Annotated in this window: 15 protein-coding genes and 1 tRNA gene; 12 read left to right on the forward strand and 4 right to left on the reverse strand. The window is 47.1% G+C overall.

Annotation, left to right across the window (positions count from 1 at the left end):
- Window positions 1-220 precede the first annotated feature (220 nt).
- Together AELLOGFF_RS02090 and AELLOGFF_RS02095 are read left to right on the forward strand one after the other, a co-directional pair.
- A complete protein-coding gene (locus AELLOGFF_RS02090; protein ID WP_159267114.1) occupies window positions 221-1,444 on the forward strand; it encodes an argininosuccinate synthase in 1,224 nt (407 codons plus the stop codon).
- A gap of 134 nt (window positions 1,445-1,578) precedes the next feature.
- A complete protein-coding gene (locus AELLOGFF_RS02095; RefSeq protein WP_159267115.1) occupies window positions 1,579-4,533 on the forward strand; it encodes a choice-of-anchor I family protein in 2,955 nt (984 codons plus the stop codon).
- Between the two features lie 76 nt (window positions 4,534-4,609).
- Here the strand turns inward: AELLOGFF_RS02095 and AELLOGFF_RS02100 are convergent, their stop codons facing one another.
- On the reverse strand, window positions 4,610-5,152 hold the full coding sequence (locus AELLOGFF_RS02100; RefSeq protein WP_159267116.1) for a response regulator transcription factor: 543 nt from the start codon (window positions 5,150-5,152) through the stop codon (window positions 4,610-4,612).
- On the reverse strand, window positions 5,149-6,507 hold the full coding sequence (locus AELLOGFF_RS02105; protein WP_159267117.1) for an ATP-binding protein: 1,359 nt from the start codon (window positions 6,505-6,507) through the stop codon (window positions 5,149-5,151). The genes AELLOGFF_RS02100 and AELLOGFF_RS02105 overlap by 4 nt, the downstream gene beginning before the upstream one ends.
- 443 nt (window positions 6,508-6,950) lie before the next feature.
- Between AELLOGFF_RS02105 and AELLOGFF_RS02110 the strand changes: the two genes are divergently transcribed.
- A complete protein-coding gene (locus AELLOGFF_RS02110; protein WP_159267118.1) occupies window positions 6,951-7,490 on the forward strand; it encodes a PepSY-associated TM helix domain-containing protein in 540 nt (179 codons plus the stop codon).
- A gap of 102 nt (window positions 7,491-7,592) precedes the next feature.
- On the opposite strand, the gene AELLOGFF_RS02115 is transcribed toward AELLOGFF_RS02110, so the two are convergent.
- Window positions 7,593-8,717 (reverse strand): FAD-dependent oxidoreductase, encoded by a 1,125-nt coding sequence (locus AELLOGFF_RS02115; protein ID WP_159267119.1) that lies wholly within the window; start codon window positions 8,715-8,717, stop codon window positions 7,593-7,595.
- 244 nt (window positions 8,718-8,961) lie between these two features.
- Here AELLOGFF_RS02115 and AELLOGFF_RS02120 point away from each other — a divergent pair, with 244 nt between their 5' ends.
- Window positions 8,962-9,969, forward strand: a complete 1,008-nt coding sequence (locus AELLOGFF_RS02120; RefSeq protein WP_159267120.1) for a 1-acyl-sn-glycerol-3-phosphate acyltransferase — start codon at window positions 8,962-8,964, stop codon at window positions 9,967-9,969.
- Between the two features lie 94 nt (window positions 9,970-10,063).
- Here AELLOGFF_RS02120 and AELLOGFF_RS02125 read toward each other — a convergent pair.
- Window positions 10,064-10,150: transfer RNA gene (locus AELLOGFF_RS02125), tRNA-Leu, on the reverse strand.
- A gap of 108 nt (window positions 10,151-10,258) precedes the next feature.
- Here AELLOGFF_RS02125 and rnr point away from each other — a divergent pair.
- The 8 genes from rnr (at window position 10,259) to AELLOGFF_RS02165 (ending at window position 19,829) form a co-directional block, all read left to right on the forward strand.
- On the forward strand, window positions 10,259-12,796 hold the full coding sequence (gene rnr / locus AELLOGFF_RS02130) for a ribonuclease R (protein WP_159267121.1): 2,538 nt from the start codon (window positions 10,259-10,261) through the stop codon (window positions 12,794-12,796).
- A gap of 11 nt (window positions 12,797-12,807) precedes the next feature.
- Window positions 12,808-13,542, forward strand: a complete 735-nt coding sequence (gene rlmB / locus AELLOGFF_RS02135) for a 23S rRNA (guanosine(2251)-2'-O)-methyltransferase RlmB (RefSeq protein WP_159267122.1) — start codon at window positions 12,808-12,810, stop codon at window positions 13,540-13,542.
- Window positions 13,543-13,696: 154 nt separating this feature from the next.
- Window positions 13,697-14,146 (forward strand): 30S ribosomal protein S6, encoded by a 450-nt coding sequence (rpsF, locus tag AELLOGFF_RS02140; RefSeq protein WP_159267123.1) that lies wholly within the window; start codon window positions 13,697-13,699, stop codon window positions 14,144-14,146.
- 26 nt (window positions 14,147-14,172) lie between these two features.
- Window positions 14,173-14,400, forward strand: coding sequence for a 30S ribosomal protein S18 (rpsR, locus tag AELLOGFF_RS02145; RefSeq protein ID WP_103682882.1), 228 nt, complete (start codon window positions 14,173-14,175; stop codon window positions 14,398-14,400).
- 17 nt (window positions 14,401-14,417) lie between these two features.
- Complete coding sequence (locus AELLOGFF_RS02150) at window positions 14,418-15,266, forward strand: hypothetical protein (RefSeq protein ID WP_159267124.1); 849 nt, start codon at window positions 14,418-14,420, stop codon at window positions 15,264-15,266.
- A gap of 39 nt (window positions 15,267-15,305) precedes the next feature.
- A complete protein-coding gene (gene rplI / locus AELLOGFF_RS02155; protein ID WP_159267125.1) occupies window positions 15,306-15,752 on the forward strand; it encodes a 50S ribosomal protein L9 in 447 nt (148 codons plus the stop codon).
- A gap of 129 nt (window positions 15,753-15,881) precedes the next feature.
- On the forward strand, window positions 15,882-17,327 hold the full coding sequence (gene dnaB, locus AELLOGFF_RS02160; protein ID WP_159267126.1) for a replicative DNA helicase: 1,446 nt from the start codon (window positions 15,882-15,884) through the stop codon (window positions 17,325-17,327).
- Between the two features lie 390 nt (window positions 17,328-17,717).
- Entirely contained in the window at window positions 17,718-19,829 is a 2,112-nt protein-coding gene (locus AELLOGFF_RS02165; RefSeq protein WP_159267127.1) for a PhoX family protein, read from the forward strand.
- Window positions 19,830-20,196 lie beyond the last annotated feature (367 nt).

A 20,196-nucleotide genomic window follows, 5' to 3' on the forward strand; every position in this document is an offset into this window, starting at 1 on the left:
GATAATGATGCAAAGAGTGTGATTTGATTTTATTGTTAACGAGTAAACGTCGTTATTTCGTGGTTTTTTGTTGGTTTTGGGGCTCAGTGCTGCATTGAATCTTGGTTATATTAAACCTCTTGTAGTGTGGCATGGCGCGGCGGCTTAAAGATCGGTAAAATGGCGGTCTTTTTTTCATCCTGCAGGCAAGGCGCTCTGCAGGTATTCAGCGGAGTGTGTAATGTCGGATATCAACAAGGTTGTGTTGGCTTATTCTGGTGGCCTCGATACCTCAGTTATTGTCAGGTGGCTACAGGATACCTACCAGTGTGAGGTGGTTACATTCACCGCCGATATTGGACAGGGCGAAGAGGTAGAGCCTGCCCGCGCTAAGGCGAAAGCCCTTGGTGTCCAAGAGATTTATATTGACGATCTGCGTGAAGAGTATGTTCGTGATTTTGTTTACCCAATGTTCCGTGCTAACGCTATTTACGAAGGCGAGTATTTATTAGGTACCTCAATAGCTCGCCCTCTGATTGCTAAGCGTTTAATTGAAATTGCCAATGAAACCGGCGCCGATGCCATTTCTCATGGTGCGACCGGTAAAGGTAATGATCAAGTCCGGTTTGAACTAGGCGCATACTCCTTAAAGCCGGGTATCAAAGTGATTGCCCCATGGCGTGAGTGGGATCTGACTTCACGTGAAACGTTGATGGCATATTGTGCTGAACGTAATATACCGGTTGATTTTGCAGGCAAAAAGAAAAAGTCACCTTATTCTATGGATGCCAATTTACTGCATATTTCCTATGAGGGTGGCAATCTAGAGGATCCGTTCTGGGAAGCAGAAGAAGATATGTGGCGCTGGAGTGTTAGCCCAGAAGCGGCTCCAGATACCCCAACATATATAGAGATTGGTTATCAAAACGGTGACCCAGTAACGTTAAATGGCGAAGCTTTGAGTCCTGCAACGATGTTGACGACCCTTAATAAGCTGGGTGGTGACAATGGTATTGGGCGTTTAGATTTAGTTGAAAACCGCTATGTGGGAATGAAATCGCGCGGCTGTTATGAAACCCCCGGCGGTACAATTATGTTGCGGGCGCATCGCGCGATTGAATCCATTACCTTAGACCGTGAAGCGGCGCATTTGAAAGATGAACTGATGCCGCGTTATGCAAAATTGATTTATAACGGTTATTGGTTCAGCCCTGAGCGTCGTATGCTGCAAGCCGCCATTGATGAGTCACAGGGTTTTGTGAATGGTGTGGTTCGCTTGAAACTCTACAAAGGAAATGTGGTCGTAGTGGGTCGCAAGTCTGATAATTCCCTGTTTGACGAAGCTATCGCTACCTTTGAAGATGATGCGGGTGCATACGATCAAAAAGATGCAGAAGGTTTTATAAAACTTAATGCCTTGCGCTTACGTATCGCTGCAAATAAAGGTCGTTCTCAGCTGTCGTAGAGGAATGGAAAGGGGCGATATAGCCCCTTTGTTTTTAGAGTAAAGAATAATCATAGTCAGGTTATCTGGCTTTTATGCTAAAGCTCCGGTGCACACCTTGCAGCCGGCTGTATTTGCAAAATGGGACGCTATTGATGAATTTTTTTGAACCGCAGATTTACGCGCGCAGCCTCAAAGTTCTGTCGCTCGGCATTGCTTTCACCACGGTAGCGGCCTGTAGTGGGGACGACAGTTCGTCTTCATTTTCTGGTACTGAGCCTAATTCTCGGCAATTTACTATAAATGAGAGTTTGGCATCGGTGTCCTTTGCAGGTGGTTCAACGCTGAACCTCACTGAGAACTTTGGTAGTAGTGCATTTCGTCCAATTGGTGAGTCTAACGATGTGTTTTATAGCATCAGCGATCGCGGTCCAACCATTGATTGTGCAGACAGTGAAGCAGCTATTGGTGTCGCTAACTTTTGCGGAGCAGATAGTGGTTCAATCTTCGCTATTCCTGATTATGCACCTAAAATCGTCAAGTGGGAGCTGAGTGGAATTGGCACCGAGCTGGCGCTTGAGCAAACAGAGGTTATTACTATAAAAGGTAGTAATAGCTTGGCGGTGAATGGTTTGCCAAATAGCTTTACCAATGCAACAAATGAAAAGGCGTTTGGGCCTGATGGCCTTGAATTGCCAGCAACCGCAAATGGAATAGACCCTGAAGCGCTGGTTGTGCTCGATAATGGTAAATTTTGGATTGCGGAAGAGAATGGCCCAAGTTTATTGTTGGTAGATACCGATGGCCGTATTTTACAGCGCCAAGTTCCATCTGGCTCTGCTACTGATCTTGGTGGTGCCAATTACACCGTAAGCGACGGGATTTTACCTGCCATCTTTTCTCGCCGTAAGCTTGATCGCGGTATCGAGGCATTGGCATTAAGCCCAGATAACACGCATTTGTATTTTATTATGCAAAGTGCGCTCGCTAACCCTGATAGTGATGCCGCAGACAGTTCGCGCATAGTGCGTATTGGTAAAATTGAATTAAACAGCGATGGCACACCAAATGCGATGGTGGGTGAGTACTTATATAGGCTTGATCCTGCATCGAATTTTGGCATTAAGTCGACCAATAGTGGTGACCTAGATAGCAATGGGGATTTTCTGGCCCAGAGTGAAGTAACCATCAATGAAGCGATTGCCCTTGATGATGATTATTTGGTTATTGTTGAGCAAGCAAAAACGGTGAGTAAGTATTTCCGTATTAACTTAGCTAACGCCACTAATGTTTTGGGTACTGACGTTGATTTTATTAGCACCGTACCTAGCTTGGAAGAACAGGAAAGCCTCACCGGCATTGATTTTGTGGTTAAGCAGCTAGGCTATGATTCGTTAACAATGCCGCTACCCACCACAATTGATCCCTTGGCAGAAAATATAGAAGCGATGGCATTGCTAGATTCAAATTTTGCAGTGCTTATCAATGACAATCAATACGGTATTTATGGCGACAGCAGCATTGTTGCGGTGCTGCCTATTGGCTCATTTGTCGTACTTTCATCTGCACCCGTTAAGCCCTCCATCAGCTACGATGTAGATACTTCTGCATCATATAAGCGAGACGATGCAAGCTTTGGGGCTGGGGCGGCGACATCAGTTGCCATCGATGGTACTTATTTCCAGATGTTCGTGGTGAATAACGAAGCGGATACTGTTGATGTGTGGGATATCACTGACCCACTAACACCGCCAGACAGCAGTGTTGAATTGGATCTTGCCGAAGCGGCGACTAGCTCAGGGCTAAGCTTGGGTTCACCTAAGTGGGTGACTATTGGCGGGACATACGTTGCTGTGGCAATAGATAATAGCGATCCTCAGGCTAATGGCATTGTGGCGCTTTACTCCTTGGAAGATCTAAGTCTTGTTACTACCTATACCGTTGGTGCTGCACCTAAAATGGCGGTGTTTGACGCCTTTTCGAATTTTATTTCTGTTGCCAATGAAGGTATCCCTAGCGATGACTACAGCTCTGACCCAGTGGGTTCGGTCACCGTCATTGATATCTCCGATAGTGTTGATAGCCCAACGATAACCACAATAGGTTTTGAAGACTTTAATGTTGGTGGAAGTCGCGAGGCTGACTTGCCAGAAGCGGTTCGTATCTTTGGCGCCAATGCACCGTCTGTGGCACAGGATTTGGAGCCGGAGCACATTGTTGTGTCGCTGGATAACGCCAAGTTATTTGTCACTCTGCAAGAGAATAACGCCGTTGCGGTGATTGATGTCAGTGACCTGACTATTGATCATATCGTTGCCCTGGGGAGTAAGAATTTTGGTGTTGCCGGTAATGAGTTAGATGTCAATGACGATGATAATGTTGATATTCGAACTTGGGATGGTGTTTACGGCATGTATCAGCCCGACGGTATTGCGGCATATCGTTTCGGAAATGAAAATTACTTTGTGACAGTGAATGAAGGCGCAGCTAGAGAGAATGCGGCTTTTTCTGAGGCTGTTAGAGCGGAAGATTTGGGTAGTGCTGGTAATCCAGGTATTGACGCTGATAACCCAAGCTTTTTTGATGCCCAGGATAGTGATGAGTTGGGTCGATTAACGGTTAGCACAGAGGCAGGCGATGTCGATGACGACGGTGATATCGATCAAATTACGGCCTTTGGCGCGCGATCGTTTTCGATTTGGAATGAAGATGGCGATCTAATGTATGACTCAGGTTCTGATCTGGCCAAAATTACAAATGCCATTGTAGGTGCTGGCTTTAATGATAGTGACCAGGCTAGCGATGAGCGTGGTGTAGAGCCAAAAGGGATTGTATTGTTGTCCAGCTCCAGCCGTATATATGCTTTTATTAGCTTGGAGGGCACGGGCGGCGTTGCTGTCTACGATATTACGTCTCCATTGGGCGTGCAGTTTGTTCAGTACGTGAACAACCGGACGTTTACTGCTGATCAGTCGCTGGATAGTGGTGATGTTGGTGCCGGGGCTATCACAGCATTTTTTATTGATAGTAGTGCGTATATTGCTGTTGCCAATGCCAGCACTGGCAGTGTGCGAGTTATGCTAGTTGACTCAGGTATTGACGACGAATAAGTATTTAAGCATTGCAAAAAACCGCCTTGGAGACATGGCGGTTTTTTTATGCGTTTTATTCTACCAAGAAAGACGGCTAAGTTTTGACGGGCCGTTTTTGGAGTTTACGTTGTAAGGTGCGTCTATGCATGCCAAGTTGACGGGCGGTTTCTGAGATATTGCCGTTGTGTTCAGTCAGAACTCGCTGAATGTGTTCCCATTCGATTCGGTCTAGAGAAGGTGGGCTGAGTGAATCAAGTTGGGTGTCTTCCGTGGTGGTTTGATTGTCAAATGCGGCAAGAATTTCTCTTGTGCCGGCGGGTTTTTGTAAGTAATTCTCTGCGCCCATTTTTATAGCATCTACCGTTGTGGCAATGCTGGAATACCCAGTTAAGACAATCATTCTTAAATTCGGAAAGCGATTGCGCAACACCGGAATAAGGCTGAGGCCGGATTTGGTTTCTAGTTTAAGGTCGATAACTGCCTTGTCTGGTGTATAGGTCTGGCAGCACAATAAGGCTTCATCAACGCTGTGAGCGACAGTAACAACATATCCCCGACGCTTTAATGATCGACAGAGTGTTGTGGTGAAGGTGACATCATCATCTACTAACAAAAATTTGTTGTTGTTTTCGCTCATGCTCCCTCGCTTATTTTGCTTAGCGGTAGTCGAAGTTCGACATGGCTTCCGCCGCCTTCACGCTGTTGCCAGCTTAGCGTGCCACCGTAGCGGTTTGCGGTGGCATGACTCAAGAATAAACCCAAGCCTCTGCCTTTGCCCTTGGTACTAACAAACGCCTTGGTCAACAAGTTCGCCTGTTGTGGGCTAAGGCCGGGGCCACGATCTTTAATGGCAAAGATAAGATCGCTACTTGTATGCCGTACTTCTAATGAAATATTGTTGGGGCTAACGTCGGCGGCATTATTCAGTAAATTAAGTATTGCTTGGCTGACCGTGCCATCTAAATGAAGAGAGATGGTGGCAGTGTCATTACTTATCTTTGATGTCAGCTCACAAGCGGGGCGCAACACTTGCCAGCGTTCGATTAATTCTGATAAATATTGTTTGGCCGTGATCGTGATAAATTCGCTCTCGCTAAGATCGCGAGCGGTACTGACTAATTTACTTAAAATATCTTTGCACTGGTCAAGCTGTTGCTGAAGTAGCGTAATGTCCTCTGCATTTTCAGGATCTTGCTGGTCGGCTAGGTCTTCCAAGATGACCTTCATCGTGGATAGTGGTGTGCCGAGTTCGTGGGCTGTTCCCGCGGCTAGGGTAGCAACTGCTAATAATTGATCGTCTTGGAGTCGGTACTCCCTGCTACGAGCAAGCTCTGCTTCGCGTTGGCGAAGTCGGTGCGCCATTTTAAAAACAAAATAACTAATCAGCAGTGCGCTAACAAGGAAGCTACCCCACATTCCTATAATATGGGTGTTAGGCAAGGCTTCATGTTGGTGGTGTAGCGGCGATATTGCTTCAAGAGGAATAAAAAAGAATAAAAGTAGGCTGTACGCGGAGCATGCTAGCGCGCTTAATGTCCATGCGTAGGCCCAGGGTAAGGTGGCCGCCGAAATACATAGTGGCACTAATAAATAGGAAATAAAGGGGTTGTTGGCGCCACCTGAGAAATAAAGTACAGCGCTAAAGCCAAGAATATCTACGCACAAGTGAACAAACAATTCGATATCTGTTACTGGCCAGCTACGAAAACTTCGCCACCAGCTAAATAACGCAAACACAGAAATAGCGCCAAGCAGAAGTTTTAGCGTAACGTAGGGAAGCAGCCAGCCGAGCTGGGCTTCGGCGTAGAATACAGTGCCGACTTGCCCAGCTATAACCAGACTTCTAATAATACAAAGACCGCGTAAATTGGCGGTGTTGGGGTTTGCTCCCAGTTTTTGTAATGCCATTTTGAATGTAGTGTTGTTCGCCGTGTTATTGAATTCTAAGTATACCCGTGTCTTGCCGGTAGTGATGGTGACGAGATGCGGCACTTTGTCGCAGCTAGTTATATTGAATTTAGTGAACGCAACAAGTGGCGGTTAAATTCAGTTAATACAAAGTGCCTGTAATTTATAGTTTTAGTGGTTCACGCAATATTGGCAAGCTAAATAAATCGATCGACAAGTTGACTTGCATCATCGAGCCTTTGCTTCTGAGTGTTAGTATGCCCACTGGAGTAGCTGTTTTGGGTGGGTAAAGCCGACCGCTGAAATATTGGGTGGGGCAGATTTCTGGCTTGTATTGTAATATTGCTGGTAATCATCTTAGGGCTTTCGTCGAGCTGTGATAATGAAGAAAATCGCTTCATTAATGATTGGGTTCCAGTAAGTGATAATAGCGGCACTGTCGCTCCCTGTACGAGAATAGCTGCGCAACTTTGTTGGGACTTTTGGTCTCTAGTAAGTTGTTGGTATCTTTTTTAAAGCGAGGTTTTATGTCACGTAAATTATTTGTTTCGATCCATCTTTATCTAGCGGCTTTTTTTGCACCTGTCGTCATTGTTATGGCGGTCTCCGGTGGCTTGTATTTGATGGACTATAAAGGCGAGGTGACTCGTACGCATATAGGCCATGTTGCGGGTGAAAAATTGGATGCAAACAGTAAGACATTGAGGGTGGATGTTTTAAATATCTTGGCGACATTAAATGTGGATGCCCGTGTTGAGTCAGTAAGGGTGCGTGGTGAAAACTTTTATACGCGTCCATCCAGTGGCAGGAATTATACGTTGCGGCAAAGCGATACGGGTGTGAATGTAGAAGAAGTGAATCCCAATTTGCAGGCCGCAATGATGGAGTTACATAAAGGTCATGGTCCTGCTATTTATAAGTTATATGAAAAATTATTTGCCATAGCCTTGGTGTTGATTATGTTGAGCGGCTTGTATTTGGGCTGGATGTCGCCATTGTATAAGCGCAAGATGTTGCTGTTGAGTGGTGCTGGTATTGTCGTTTTTGTCCTGACTATTTTGGTTTAAGTGTGGCATCAGTATCTTGGTCTTGAAACAAGCCGTTGCTGGTGTGGGTGATGTAGTATTGTTGGTCTGCAGTTGTTTACATCTGAGCAAGTTGATGTGGTGTTAGTTTAGATCGGAAAACTTAGAGACAAACTGTTGATCAATAGAATTTTTCCAGCGCCACACCCAGCTTCCATAGAGTGCTGGCCAGAGGTGTCGATGTGCAACCGCTTTTTTATTTCCAAGTGCGAGTATGCTTAAAAAGTGGTGCTGTGGGCGATGTTGCTCTAGGCGTTTGCCTAGCAATTTCCCCTGTAGATTTTTGAATAAAGTTGGTCCTTGCCGCACTGCAAAAACACCAGCATGGGGGCGTGGGTTTTGATACTGCTGGGCGACATCCCCAGCCGCAAAAACAAAGTCATGGCTACGTGATTGCAGAGTGTCATCCACAGCAATGAAACCATCTTGATTAGTGCTCAGCCCTGAGCTGACGGGCCAGCTAGGTGCCTTGGCATTGGTGCACCAAAATATATAATCACTTTTGAGTGTCGATGTGTCTGCACAGTGAATATGTCCTTCGCTTAGACGGGTCACATCACAATTTTTATGTAATTGGATTTTTGCCTTTTCCAGAGCGGCGTAAACATGCTTTTTGATCCTTTTGGGGTAGTGTTTAATCGGCTCATTGCTACGATAAATTAGATGAAGCTCAACCTCTTGCTGGATGCTCGGATCTTGAGTGATGGCGTGGTGCATAGCCAGTATTAACTCAATACCTGCAGCGCCACCGCCAATAACAGAAATAGATTTGGATAAGTGTGTATCACGAAGTTCTTGTACAGCGTGTTGCCAGTGAGGGTAAAAATCACTGATTGGCTTAACGGTTGTAGCGAATTCCTTTGCGCCCACTATATCTATGTTTGGTGTTATCCCGCTATTAATGGCAAGAAGGTCGAATTCGATTGGGTCTCCACTGCTAATACATACGGTTTTATTAACAAGGTCAATGTGGTTCACACTGCCTTGAATAAACTCTGCCTTCGCGAAAGCGCAGAGGCTGATTAAATCAATATGGGTTTCTTTCGCCGTGTAATGGCCCGCAATGAGCCCCGGAAGCATGCCCGAATATGGCGTCTGCTGTTGGGTGGAAATCAGTGTTACGGCAACGCCTGGAATGGGTTTCTCTCCCCATGATTTAAGAACTTGGACGTTTGTGTGGCCACCGCCAATGAGGATGAGTTTCTGCATATGTTTGCTGTCATTAAAGTTGTGGGAGCAAGGCGAGCCCGTAAATGATCATAATACCTGTTTGGCTGCCCTATGGCTTGGGTGCCTTGATAAGCTATTTATGATGATTTTCATTTGGTGTGTATCTGAGTGAGCTCATAGTGTGAGTGTATTTTGCGTAATCGTGTCGTTGACCTATTATTCATTAAACCTTAGCGAGCTGTTTTGCTTGCTTATGCAGTGAAATAACAACTTGAGTAAGAATATGGCAATTACTCGCAACACTATTTGGCGCCGCGCAGTGACGATACCTTTGTTTTTCGTCTTATTATTGGTGATGGTGGCTAGTATTTTTTTATGGTTTCCCTTAAGTCTGCTCTTAGCTTGTTTTTTGAGTGGCGCAAGGGCGGCACCACGCTGTCTGTGTTTTATTTTGGTGTATCTGTTTTGTGAATGCATAGGTATTGTTCTTAGTTTTGCGCTTTGGCTAAGATACCGTGTTTTGGGTGTAGGGCAGGCTGATTATTTGGCGGCGAATAGTCGCTTGCAATTTTGGTGGGCGGATACACTTCGACGCGCAGCACAAAAAATATTCCGCTTAACATTTGTCATTGAAGGCCGTGATGCCTTATCTGGCTCGGCGGCCATTCTACTTCCTAGGCACTGCAGTATTGGCGACACTATTTTCCCCGTGTCCTTTTATGCTATCCCGCAGGGCTTTCGTGTTCGTTATGTATTAAAAAAAGAGCTGCTGATAGACCCATGTTTAGATATTGTTGGAGGCCGTTTACCTAATGTTTTTCTTGATCGCGTAGCAGAAGATATGAGTGCTGAGCTGGCTGCTTTGCAGCGATTGGCAGCGGGTGCTTCTGATCAGGAAAGCCTGGTAATTTATGTCGAAGGGACGCGCTTTTCATTAAATAAGCGTCAGCGCATTATTCAGGCTTTAAAGATTGCTGGTGATAGTGACACATTACGTCGTGCTGAGCGTTGGCAATATGTGTTGCCGCCGCGACCTGCAGGGGTTTTAGCGTTAATGCGTGATGCGCCACAAAAGGACTTATTGTTTTGTGCTCATACCGGGTTTGAAGGGTCGGCGAGTTTTGTGAAATTATTTAATGGAAGTTGCTTGGATGCAACGGTCCGATTGCGATTTTGGCGGGTTGCGGCGGCGGATATTCCGCAGAATGAGTCAGAGCGCCTTGCTATGTTGTTTGCTCAGTGGGATAAAATGGATCTTGCGATAAAAGAAATGCGTTGTATTGATAGTTAACTGCTAGCAAAGCTGGTAGTGATGCGCGGTAATAGCGATTTCAGTTGGCGAGATTGCTTGAGGGGTTTTACAATTGCTTTGGGGGCTTGAGTTTTGGTGCCCAGGAGAGGACTTGAACCTCCACCCCCTTGCGAGGACTAGCACCTGAAGCTAGCGTGTCTACCAATTTCACCACCTGGGCCGAGTGATGCCAAGGCGCGCAATTTACTGATAGAAAGTATTTTTGTCAACGGTTGCGTTACACTAGCAGATAAGTTTTTAAACCCTTTCAAATAGGAAACCCGATTGAATGGCTAAACGCCGTAATCTCCCCGATCCTCATGCCGAGCGCGAGGCTTCGCGCTACGAAAATCCCGTTCCAAGTCGCGAGTTCATTCTCGAGCAACTTAAAGATGTTGATAATGGTTTGAGCCTATCTCAATTGCGACGACAGTTGGAGGTGGAAGGCGAAGATCAGGAAGAGGGCTTGCGCCGCCGAGTAAAGGCAATGCTTCGCGACGGGCAAATTATCGAGGGGCGCCGTGGTAGGTTGCGTGCAATCAGCAGCGGCGACGCCATGCAGGGAACGGTTCAGGGACACCGAGATGGCTATGGTTTTGTCATTATTGATGGTGAGAGCGAGGATGTGTATCTCGCTAATCGACAGATGCAGCAAGTGTTTGATGGCGATCTCGTTAAAGTTGAGGTAACCGGTGTCGATCATCGTGGCCGTCGCGAGGGGGTTATTGTTGAGGTTGTTGAGCATAATACAGTTCAGCTTGTTGGTAAGTTGATGATGCATCGGGGTTTACCGCAGGTCGTTCCGGAAAATACTCGTATTCAGAATTGGTTGGCGTTGGATGACGCCGATGTGGGTAGTGCCCGAGAGGGCGACTACGTCATGGTAGAGATTACCCAGCAACCTGCTGCACGGAAGCAGGCTCGCGGTAAAATCATCGAGGTTTTGGGTGATCGCCGTACCGTGGGTGTAGCTACTGAGCTAGCAATTCGTAGTCATGATATTCCCTTTGAGTGGCCTGATGCCGTAGAGGAAGAAGCGCGCCGTTTTGGGTCTGAGCCGGCGACTAAAGATAAAAAGCACAGAGTTGATTTGCGTGAGCTTCCCCTTGTGACAATTGATGGTGAAGATGCACGCGATTTTGATGACGCGGTTTACTGTGAGCCTAAGAAGTCTGGTGGATGGCGGCTGTGGGTGGCTATTGCTGATGTTTCTCATTATGTCCAAGTAGGGTCGGCGCTGGATGAAGAGGCGCACAAACGTGCAACCTCGGTATATTTTCCAGATCGAGTTGTGCCGATGTTGCCAGAAGCGCTCTCTAATGGTTTGTGTTCGCTGAAGCCTGATGTGGACCGCTTAACCATGGTCTGTGAAATGACGATTAGCGCGGCTGGTAGGCTAAGTGGGTATCGATTTTACGAAGGTTTGATTCGATCTCATGGACGCTTAACCTATAACGAAGTGGGTGCCCTTTTGGGGCTGAAGGATGTTGATCCTTCGTACGATAGTGGAAAGCATCATCATCTCGTGCCGCAATTAAAAGATTTGCATGCGCTGTACCACACGCTTCGTAAGGCGCGTTCGGAGCGTGGTGCTATTGATTTTGAAACGGTAGAGACACGCATTGTGTTTAGTGATGAAAAGCGGATTGATGCCATTGTCCCTATTCGTCGGCACGATGCTCACCGTTTAATAGAAGAATGTATGTTGTGTGCGAATGTTGCTACAGCAAAAGCCTTGGAGCGAGCGGGTTTAGAGGCTTTGTATCGGGTGCACAATGGCCCAAGCGAACAAAAATTAACTAATCTGCGGGAGTTTTTACAGGAAATTGGCCTAGGCCTGCGTGGTGGGGTGGAGCCAAGTCCTAAAGACTACCAATTATTATTGTCCAGTTTGGGTGAGCGTGCGGATGCAGCGGTGATACAAACCATGCTGCTTCGCTCTTTGAGTCAGGCGGTATATCAGCCTGATAACGAGGGGCATTTTGGTCTGCATTATACTGGATATACTCATTTCACTTCGCCAATACGTCGTTATCCTGACTTATTGGTACACCGGGCTTTGCGTTATTTGGTGCGTAGCGGTGGCGGTGATGCTGCCAAGTGCTTTCATAAAGTAGAAGGCGCCCCTGCGTTGGCCCGGAAAAAAATCTACCCCTACGATATGGAAGCGTTGATTGCCCAAGGCATGCACTGTTCTATGGCTGAGCGGCGAGCAGATGATGCCAGTAGAGATGTGATGGCATTTTTGAAATGCGAATTTTTACAGGAGCATGTTGGTAGTGAGTTTGAAGGTGTTATTGCCGCAGTTACCGGCTTTGGGATGTTTGTTGAGCTTAAAGACCTCTATATAGAAGGGTTGGTACATATTTCTGCACTTCCGCAAGATTATTATCAGTTTGATCAGGCGCATCAGCGACTTATTGGTGAGCGAACACGTCGTACCTTCCAGCTTGGTGATTCTCTACGAGTGCAGGTCATGGGGGTGGATCTTGATCAGCGGAAAATAGATTTGGCTTTGCCGACTGGAGAACCGACTAAGCGTAGAAAACCATCGGTTCGCGAGGCCTTGGCAAAAGGTATAGTGCCGGGAGCTGGCTCTAAGCCAGCGCGGGGTAAGGCTTCTGCGGGTAAGGCTTCGTCTAAACGCCGTAATGCGAAAACTGACGTGGCAAAAAAAGCGACTTCTCATTCTGCTGCGAAGAAAGCGACTGGGAAAAATGCTGCTGCTAAAAAGGTTGCGGTAAAAAAAGGGGCAAGTACTGTTGCGAAGGCTAAAAAAACGGTCGCACGTAAGTCGGGTGTTGCCAGTAAGCGTCGTAGTAGGTAGAGCAAAGTATTGTGACAGAAAAAATATTTGGAATTCATGCCGTGCAAGCGGTGTTGGCGCGTAATCCTGAGCGGATAAAAAATCTTTATGTTCAGCGCGGTCGTGGCGACAAGCGCTTACAAGAAATATTGAGCTTGGCGGCATCTGCCTCAATAGCAGTTGTCCAGCGTGCTCGTGAAGAGCTGGATAAGATGGTTGAAGGTCGTCATCAAGGAGTGGTGGCGTTAGCGGAACCTGCCTTGGAGTACCGGGAAAAAGATTTACCTGATTTAGTGGCGGCGGCAGGAAGTGCTGCGTTAATTTTGGTACTTGATGGTGTCACTGATCCACATAATTTGGGTGCGTGTTTACGAAGCGCTGATGCGGCTGGGGTGACGGCGGTGGTAGCCCCCAAAGATAACTCTGTAGGTTTAGGGGCGACGGTGTTTAAGGTTGCTTGTGGTGCGGCGGACGTCGTGCCGTTTATTCAGGTGACAAATTTAGCCCGTAGTTTGCAGCAGATGCAGCAGGCCGGTATCTGGGTGGTGGGTATGGCGGGGGAAGCTGAATCTTCATTGTATGAGCGCGACCTGAAAGGCCCAGTTGCCTTGGTGCTTGGTGCAGAAGGTGCAGGAATGCGCCGGCTTACCCGCGAAAACTGTGATTATCTGGCCAAACTACCCATGGCGGGCTCGGTTAGCAGTTTAAATGTGTCTGTGGCGACGGGTATCTGTCTTTTTGAAGTGGTTCGCCAGCGTCAGCCTTAGTAAAATTGTTTAATAAATATGCTAATTGCTTGCATCTGATCGCTGCCTTGCATAAAATCCGCGCTCTTGATTTATGGTAGCTCCGTCTTTATAAGGCAGAGTTGTCCTCCTTGTCACACCGTAAAGGGTGGCTTAACCCGTAAGGAGCTGAAAAATGCGTCACTACGAGATAGTGTTCTTGGTCCATCCTGACCAGAGCGAACAAGTACCAGGTATGGTTGAGCGTTATACGCAAGCCATTGAAAAAGATGGCGGTAAAGTTCACCGTCTAGAAGATTGGGGCCGCCGTCAACTAGCGTATCCCATCAATAAAATCCACAAGGCACACTATGTGCTGATCAATGCTGAAGCCTCTGCTGAAGCTGTGGAAGAATTAACTACTAACTTCCGTTATAACGACGCTGTACTGCGTAATCTTATTATTCGTTGCGATGATGCGGTGACTGAAGAGTCTCCAATCATGAAAGCGGAAAAAGAAAGCCGTGAGCGCCGTAGCCGCAGTGAGCAACGTGTTGAGCGCAGCCGTGAAGACTCTTCAACTGAGTCAACAGCTGAAAACAATAGCGATTCTGATGCCGAAGCGGCAGAAGAAAAAGCTGAATAATAGCGGATTTAGTTAGGAGAGTAGTTATGGCACGTTTTTTCCGTCGTCGTAAGTTTTGCCGCTTTACTGCGGAAGGTGTTAGCCAAATCGATTATAAAGATTTGGAAACCCTGAAAGCCTATGTTTCTGAAACAGGCAAAATTGTACCTAGTCGTATCACTGGTACCAATGCTAAATACCAGCGTCAATTGTCTACTGCAATTAAGCGCGCGCGTTTCTTAGCGTTGCTGCCTTATACAGATAGTCACAAGTAAGATATCGACGTTATACCATGCGCGCCTTAGCTGAATTTATTATGAAAGGGCGCTTGCAGGCATTAGCCGTTGCAGGCTTGGGTGTTGGTACGCTCGTGTTTGCTTGGGTTGGTGTAGCAGCAGCGGTTTTGGTGTTGTTGCGCAAAGGTTTGGCTGAAGGTGCTTATGTTGTTTTTTGGGCGCTTTTACCCGCTATAGCTGTAGCGACCATTGGCGCTGATGTTGGCCCGTTGACTATGTTGCTAGGGGCCTCGGTAACAGCCCTTGTACTTCGTAACACGCAACAATGGGCTAGTGCGCTAATTACAGCGGTGGCAGTAGGCTTGTTTTCAGCCTTACTGCTTTTGCAGTTTGCAAACGCTTATTTGGCATCTGTGCTTGAACTAGTTCAGCCAATGTTGAAGACAATGCAGGCATCTGCGCCGGGAACTTTTCCTGAAATTACGACAGGAGATGTGGCGGCGTTGATCGGTGTTAGCACCGTTTTGTGGAGTGTGTTGGCCGTAATGCTGGCGCGCTGGTGGCAGTCACTGTTATACAACCCAGGCGGTTTTCGCGTGGAAATGTGGCAGTTAAGATTGTCCCCTACAGTAATGATCGGCTTGGTAGCTGTGATGTTATTGTTAAGCAAAATTGGTGGTCATTATCGGTTTTGGGCAATTATGTGTGTTATGCCCATTGTGATTGCCGGCTTGGCGTTGATACATGGTGTGGTTGGCCGTTTGGGTTTAGGCCGCGTTTGGTTAATAGTTTTTTACGTAGCGTTGTTTATTTTACAGCCGCTTTGGGTGGCTTTGATATTAGCAGCGATTGTGGATAGTTGGATTGATATTAGACGGCGTTTGCCTGTTCCTCCAGCACAGTGAGGTAACGTAAATGTCGGCGTATTTAAGAGGGTAAGAACCATGCAAGTGATTCTACTAGAGAAAATTGGCAAGCTTGGCAATCTGGGTGACCAGGTTAATGTTAAATCTGGTTACGGTCGTAATTTCCTAATTCCATTTGGAAAAGCGGTTCCAGCCACGAAAACAAATGTTGCTGAGTTTGAGACTCGTCGCGCAGACTTAGAAGCTGCTGCAGCTGAGAAGCGCGGTGTTGCTGATGGCCGTGCCGCTAAATTGGCTGAGCTGGCAGTAAGTATTGGTGCAAATGCTGGTGATGGTGGAAAGCTATTCGGTTCTATCGGTACTCGCGATATTGCTGATGCGATTTCAGCCGCTGGCGTTGAAGTTAACAAAAGCGAAGTGCGTATGCCTGAGGGGCCAATTCGTGATCTAGGTGATTACGAAGTCGCGATTCAGCTTCATAGCGATGTGGTACAGGCAGTTAGTATTTCAGTAGTTGCTGAATAATACTGATTCACTGCTTTAGATAATTTGTCTCAGTGTGTAGTCGCTGAGGTAGGTCATGTCTGATAATTTTATGATATGACGAAAAAGCACGATCGCTGTTTGTAGCGGCCGTGCTTTTTTTTTGCCACAATGTTCGATCTTACAATACTTAGTGACGGTCCTGTGCACCCTGACGTATACCCTGATTCTCCGCCAAACTTTGACGATGAGCGCGAGTTTGCCCAGCTAAAATTGCCGCCACATTCCGTTGAGGCCGAGCAGTCAGTGCTTGGCGGTCTGATGATCGCGAATGAAGGCTGGGACTCGGTGGCCGATGTGGTTGGGGAGGGCGACTTTTTCCGTCCAGAGCACCGTAAGGTGTTTGCCCAGATGACACGGCTGGTTCAGCTTGAGCAACCGATAGACGTTGTAACGCTGGCGGAGTCCCTCGCTAAATCGGGCGAGCTTGAAGCGGTTGGAGGTGCGGCTTATCTTGCTGATATAGCGAGTAATACCCCTTCTGTAGCGAATATTCGCGCCTATGCTCAGGCTGTTCGAGAGAGAGCAACCTTCCGTTCATTAATTAGTGCTGCAAATGCGATTGCAGATAATAGCTTTAATCCCGAGGGCCGTAACAGTGATGAGATTCTGGATGAGGCCGAGCGGGCTATCATGCAAATCTCTGAAGAGCGCCCCAAAACGGGCGGTCTTACACCGATAACTCCTCTGCTAAAGCAAGCCGTTGATAAAATTGACGAGCTGTTTAGTAGCGAAGATGCCATTACAGGTTTAACGACGGGGTTTGAAAAGCTTGATGAAATGACATCGGGTTTACAAAAGTCGGATTTAATCATTGTTGCGGCAAGACCCTCTATGGGTAAAACCACGTTTGCCATGAACTTGGTTGAGAACGCGCTGCTTAATAGTGAATTGCCAATGCTGGTGTTCAGTATGGAAATGCCAGCCAATCAGCTGATGATGAGAATGCTGTCTTCGGTAGGTCGAATAGACCAAACAAGAGTTAGAACAGGTCGACTCGAAGAAGAGGATTGGCCCAAACTCAGTGCTGCGGTGGCAAAGCTAAAGGACCGGCCTTTATTTATTGACGATACACCGGCACTGACGCCAACGGAAGTTCGTTCCCGTGCGCGTAAAATTGTTCGTGAGCATGGTGGTATCGGCATGATTATGCTCGACTATCTTCAATTAATGAAGGTGGCGGGGACAAGTAGCGAAGGCCGTACAGCTGAAATATCAGAAATATCGCGTTCCTTGAAAGGCATTGCCAAGGAGTTTGAGTGCCCAGTGGTAGCTCTCTCTCAGCTTAACCGTGCGTTGGAGCAGCGCCCAAATAAGCGGCCGATTAATTCGGATTTGCGGGAGTCTGGGGCGATAGAACAGGATGCCGACGTCATTATGTTTATCTACCGTGACGAAGTTTACAACGAAGAGTCCACCGACAAGGGAATGGCCGAAATTATCATAGGCAAGCAGCGTAACGGCCCGATTGGTACTGCTCGACTTAGCTTTATTGGTAAGCACACCCGTTTTGAAAACCTCGCTTTTGGATACGATGCTCCCCCTGATGATTATTGATTCAGGGCTTTATTCGTTTCTATCGTTATTATCTTCAGAGGGTTTTTGTTTCACCAATCTTCCGAAAATAATTCCTACTTCAAATAACAGCCACATGGGTATAGCAAGAAGCATCTGGGAGATGGCATCGGGTGGGGCCCATCCATATTCAACATGTTGATCGGCTGCTTCATGGTAGCTGTGCTATAAAATGGGCAGTGCGTTGCGCGCTAGATAATACCTGCAGGAATAATAAATGCCCTGTTGACCATTATCGTGTTCTGTCACATTTGACGCACAAAGCCTAGTTAAGGCTGATTTTCTTGCTGCTTAATAATTACGTCACATTACGGCAATAATTCGTGTCTACTATCTTTCCCCAATAGTTAACACTAATGGAGGGGGAGAATTGTGAGTAATCATCCTGTAGAAGATAGCAACAATTCAGGTAACACGAGTATCGACGAGATTATTCAGCTGCGTTTAAGTCGCAGGCAAGTACTCGCCGGTGGTCTTTCTGTGACTGCTGTTTCTTTGCTGGGCTCTCTGGGCCTGACGGGTTGTAGCGATAGTAATGGTTCCTCCGGGGACGATACCCCAGTAGAGCTCGGCTTTGATGCAGTATCAAAAAGTCTAGCTGATCGAGTCGTATTACCTACTGGCTATTCAGCTGACGTGCTCTATGCCTTGGGCGATCCGCTGAGTGCAGATTTAAGTGAATACCAAAACGATGGCGAAGACGACGGTAACTGGGATCTTCGCTCAGGGGATCATCACGATGCGATGGCATTTTTTCCTCTGCCCAAAGGCAGCAGCACCTCTGATCACGGCTTGTTAGCAGTAAACCACGAGGAAATCACTGAAGTATACTTCCATAAAAATGGTCCTAGCGTTGATGACAATGGTATGCGTCCAATGGCCGAAGTCCTTAAAGAGCAGTATGCAATTGGTGTTGCCGTCATCGAAATTAGCAAGACCGATAACAAGTGGGCTGTAGACAAAAGCTCTTCACTTAATAAGCGCTGGCACGTCAACAGTGCCATGGAAATATCTGGGCCTGCAAGCGGTTCTCCTTTGCTTAAAACGGCTTTATCGAACGATGGCATCAGCACCTTTGGCACCATCAATAACTGCGGAAATGGTGTGACCCCTTGGGGAACTTACCTCTCGGGAGAAGAAAACTTTTTTGCTTACTTTACACTGGATGATGAAAGCAGCGAATCTGACGAGCTGACTCGTTACGGTATGTACTCCGGAACACGCCTGTTCAATTACAAAGATTGGGATAAAGCAGACGGTGCAGAAGCACTACAGTCTCGTTTCAATGCTTCTAAACTGGGTGAAACGGCGACGGCAGACTATCGCAATGAGCCTAACCACTTTGGTTATATTGTTGAAATCGACCCCTATGACCCTGATTCAACACCTAAAAAACGTTCCGCTATCGGTCGGTTTTCACATGAAGGTGCATGGTTTGCACCGGCTGTTGAAGGACAACCACTGATTTGCTACTCCGGCGATGACGCGCGCAACGAGTACATCTACAAATTCGTTTCTGCGCAAAACTGGGACGCAGCAGATGCTGATGGCGCTCTCGAAGTCGGCGACAAATACCTCGATGAAGGCACTCTTTTCGCCGCTAAATTTAACGACGATGGCAGTGGCGAATGGCTGCCATTAACAAGCGATAATGCAGCACTACAAGGTATGAGTGCTGATGAAATTGCCATACACACCCGCATCGCGGCTGACCGAGCTGGTGCTACGCCAATGGATCGCCCTGAATGGGGTGGTGTAAACCCAACCAATTCCGAAGTCTATTTTGCACTCACCAATAGTAGAAGCTCCAGCAGTGGACGTGGTCAAGGCGGCGGCTCCTCTGAAGCGCGCAACGCTGCCAATCCGCGTAGCTACGACGAAACAGGCGATCCCAGTGTAGCGGATGGGAATATCAACGGTCATGTCATTCGCTGGAAAGAAGAAAGTGGTGATGCCTTTACGTGGGATATTTATGCCTTTGGTGCTCGCGCAGCCTATACCGATCCACAGGTGAATATTTCAGGGCTCGATGACAGCAATGACTTCTCATCTCCCGATGGATTATGGTTCGATCAGCGCGGTCTATTATGGTTACAAACTGACGATGGGGCATACACTGATGTCACCAATTGCATGATGCTTGCGGGTGTTCCGGGTACGGTTGGTGATGGCAGTGAAGTTGCTGTCGGGGGTGCCGATGGCCAAAGTGTCACGACCTATTCTGGCGCCACACCTGGTGATAGTTTACGACGGTTTCTAGTCGGTGTACCTGGTAGTGAAATAACCGGTGTAGATATGACGCCCGATAATAAAACGATGTTTGTGAATATCCAGCACCCAGGTGAAAGGGGCGATCTGAATGATATCCAAAGCAACTGGCCTAGCCCTAGTGGTAATGCATTACAGGATGGGATTGCTGGACATAGACCCCGCAGTGCGACCATTGTAATTACACGAGATGATGGCGAAGCAATAGCTATCTAATTAAGTGCTAGCCACACATTAGTACTATCTTTGAGATGGCTGTAAAAATACAGGGCAACTCCAAGTCAAAAGGAGTTGCCCTGTGTCTGTTTTACAAAGACCTAGAGTAGAAGTAGGCCCGAAAACCAATACATTGAGACACAATCTGTAGCGGGTCATTTTTCAGATACGAACTGTTGTTGCGAATATCTTTATCCAGTCAGTTTTATCCCCTCATATAAATTTGCTAATCGAACTGCTTGATATCCGGCTCAGTGAAAACTGGTGTATAGGAAGAATAAGCGCGCCTGTTGGCCGTTAGCAGCAAACACTGATCTTGGCATTTCCTCTCTTTCTTCTCTTTTCGTCGTCACTCTAGGGAATTCAG

Source organism: Zhongshania aliphaticivorans (assembly GCF_902705875.1).
GTDB classification, from domain to species: Bacteria; Pseudomonadota; Gammaproteobacteria; order Pseudomonadales; family Spongiibacteraceae; genus Spongiibacter; species Spongiibacter aliphaticivorans_A.

Excerpts from the sequence above, each read along its gene's own strand:
- AELLOGFF_RS02090 (WP_159267114.1), top strand. The coding sequence starts at position 221 with ATGTCGGATATCAACAAGGTTGTGTTGGCTTATTCTGGTGGCCTCGAT.
- AELLOGFF_RS02095 (WP_159267115.1), top strand. The coding sequence starts at position 1,579 with ATGAATTTTTTTGAACCGCAGATTTACGCGCGCAGCCTCAAAGTTCTG.
- AELLOGFF_RS02100 (WP_159267116.1), bottom strand. The coding sequence starts at position 5,152 with ATGAGCGAAAACAACAACAAATTTTTGTTAGTAGATGATGATGTCACC.
- AELLOGFF_RS02110 (WP_159267118.1), top strand. The coding sequence starts at position 6,951 with ATGTCACGTAAATTATTTGTTTCGATCCATCTTTATCTAGCGGCTTTT.
- AELLOGFF_RS02115 (WP_159267119.1), bottom strand. The coding sequence starts at position 8,717 with ATGCAGAAACTCATCCTCATTGGCGGTGGCCACACAAACGTCCAAGTT.
- AELLOGFF_RS02120 (WP_159267120.1), top strand. The coding sequence starts at position 8,962 with ATGGCAATTACTCGCAACACTATTTGGCGCCGCGCAGTGACGATACCT.
- rnr (WP_159267121.1), top strand. The coding sequence starts at position 10,259 with ATGGCTAAACGCCGTAATCTCCCCGATCCTCATGCCGAGCGCGAGGCT.
- rpsF (WP_159267123.1), top strand. The coding sequence starts at position 13,697 with ATGCGTCACTACGAGATAGTGTTCTTGGTCCATCCTGACCAGAGCGAA.
- rpsR (WP_103682882.1), top strand. The coding sequence starts at position 14,173 with ATGGCACGTTTTTTCCGTCGTCGTAAGTTTTGCCGCTTTACTGCGGAA.
- AELLOGFF_RS02150 (WP_159267124.1), top strand. The coding sequence starts at position 14,418 with ATGCGCGCCTTAGCTGAATTTATTATGAAAGGGCGCTTGCAGGCATTA.
- rplI (WP_159267125.1), top strand. The coding sequence starts at position 15,306 with ATGCAAGTGATTCTACTAGAGAAAATTGGCAAGCTTGGCAATCTGGGT.
- dnaB (WP_159267126.1), top strand. The coding sequence starts at position 15,882 with ATGTTCGATCTTACAATACTTAGTGACGGTCCTGTGCACCCTGACGTA.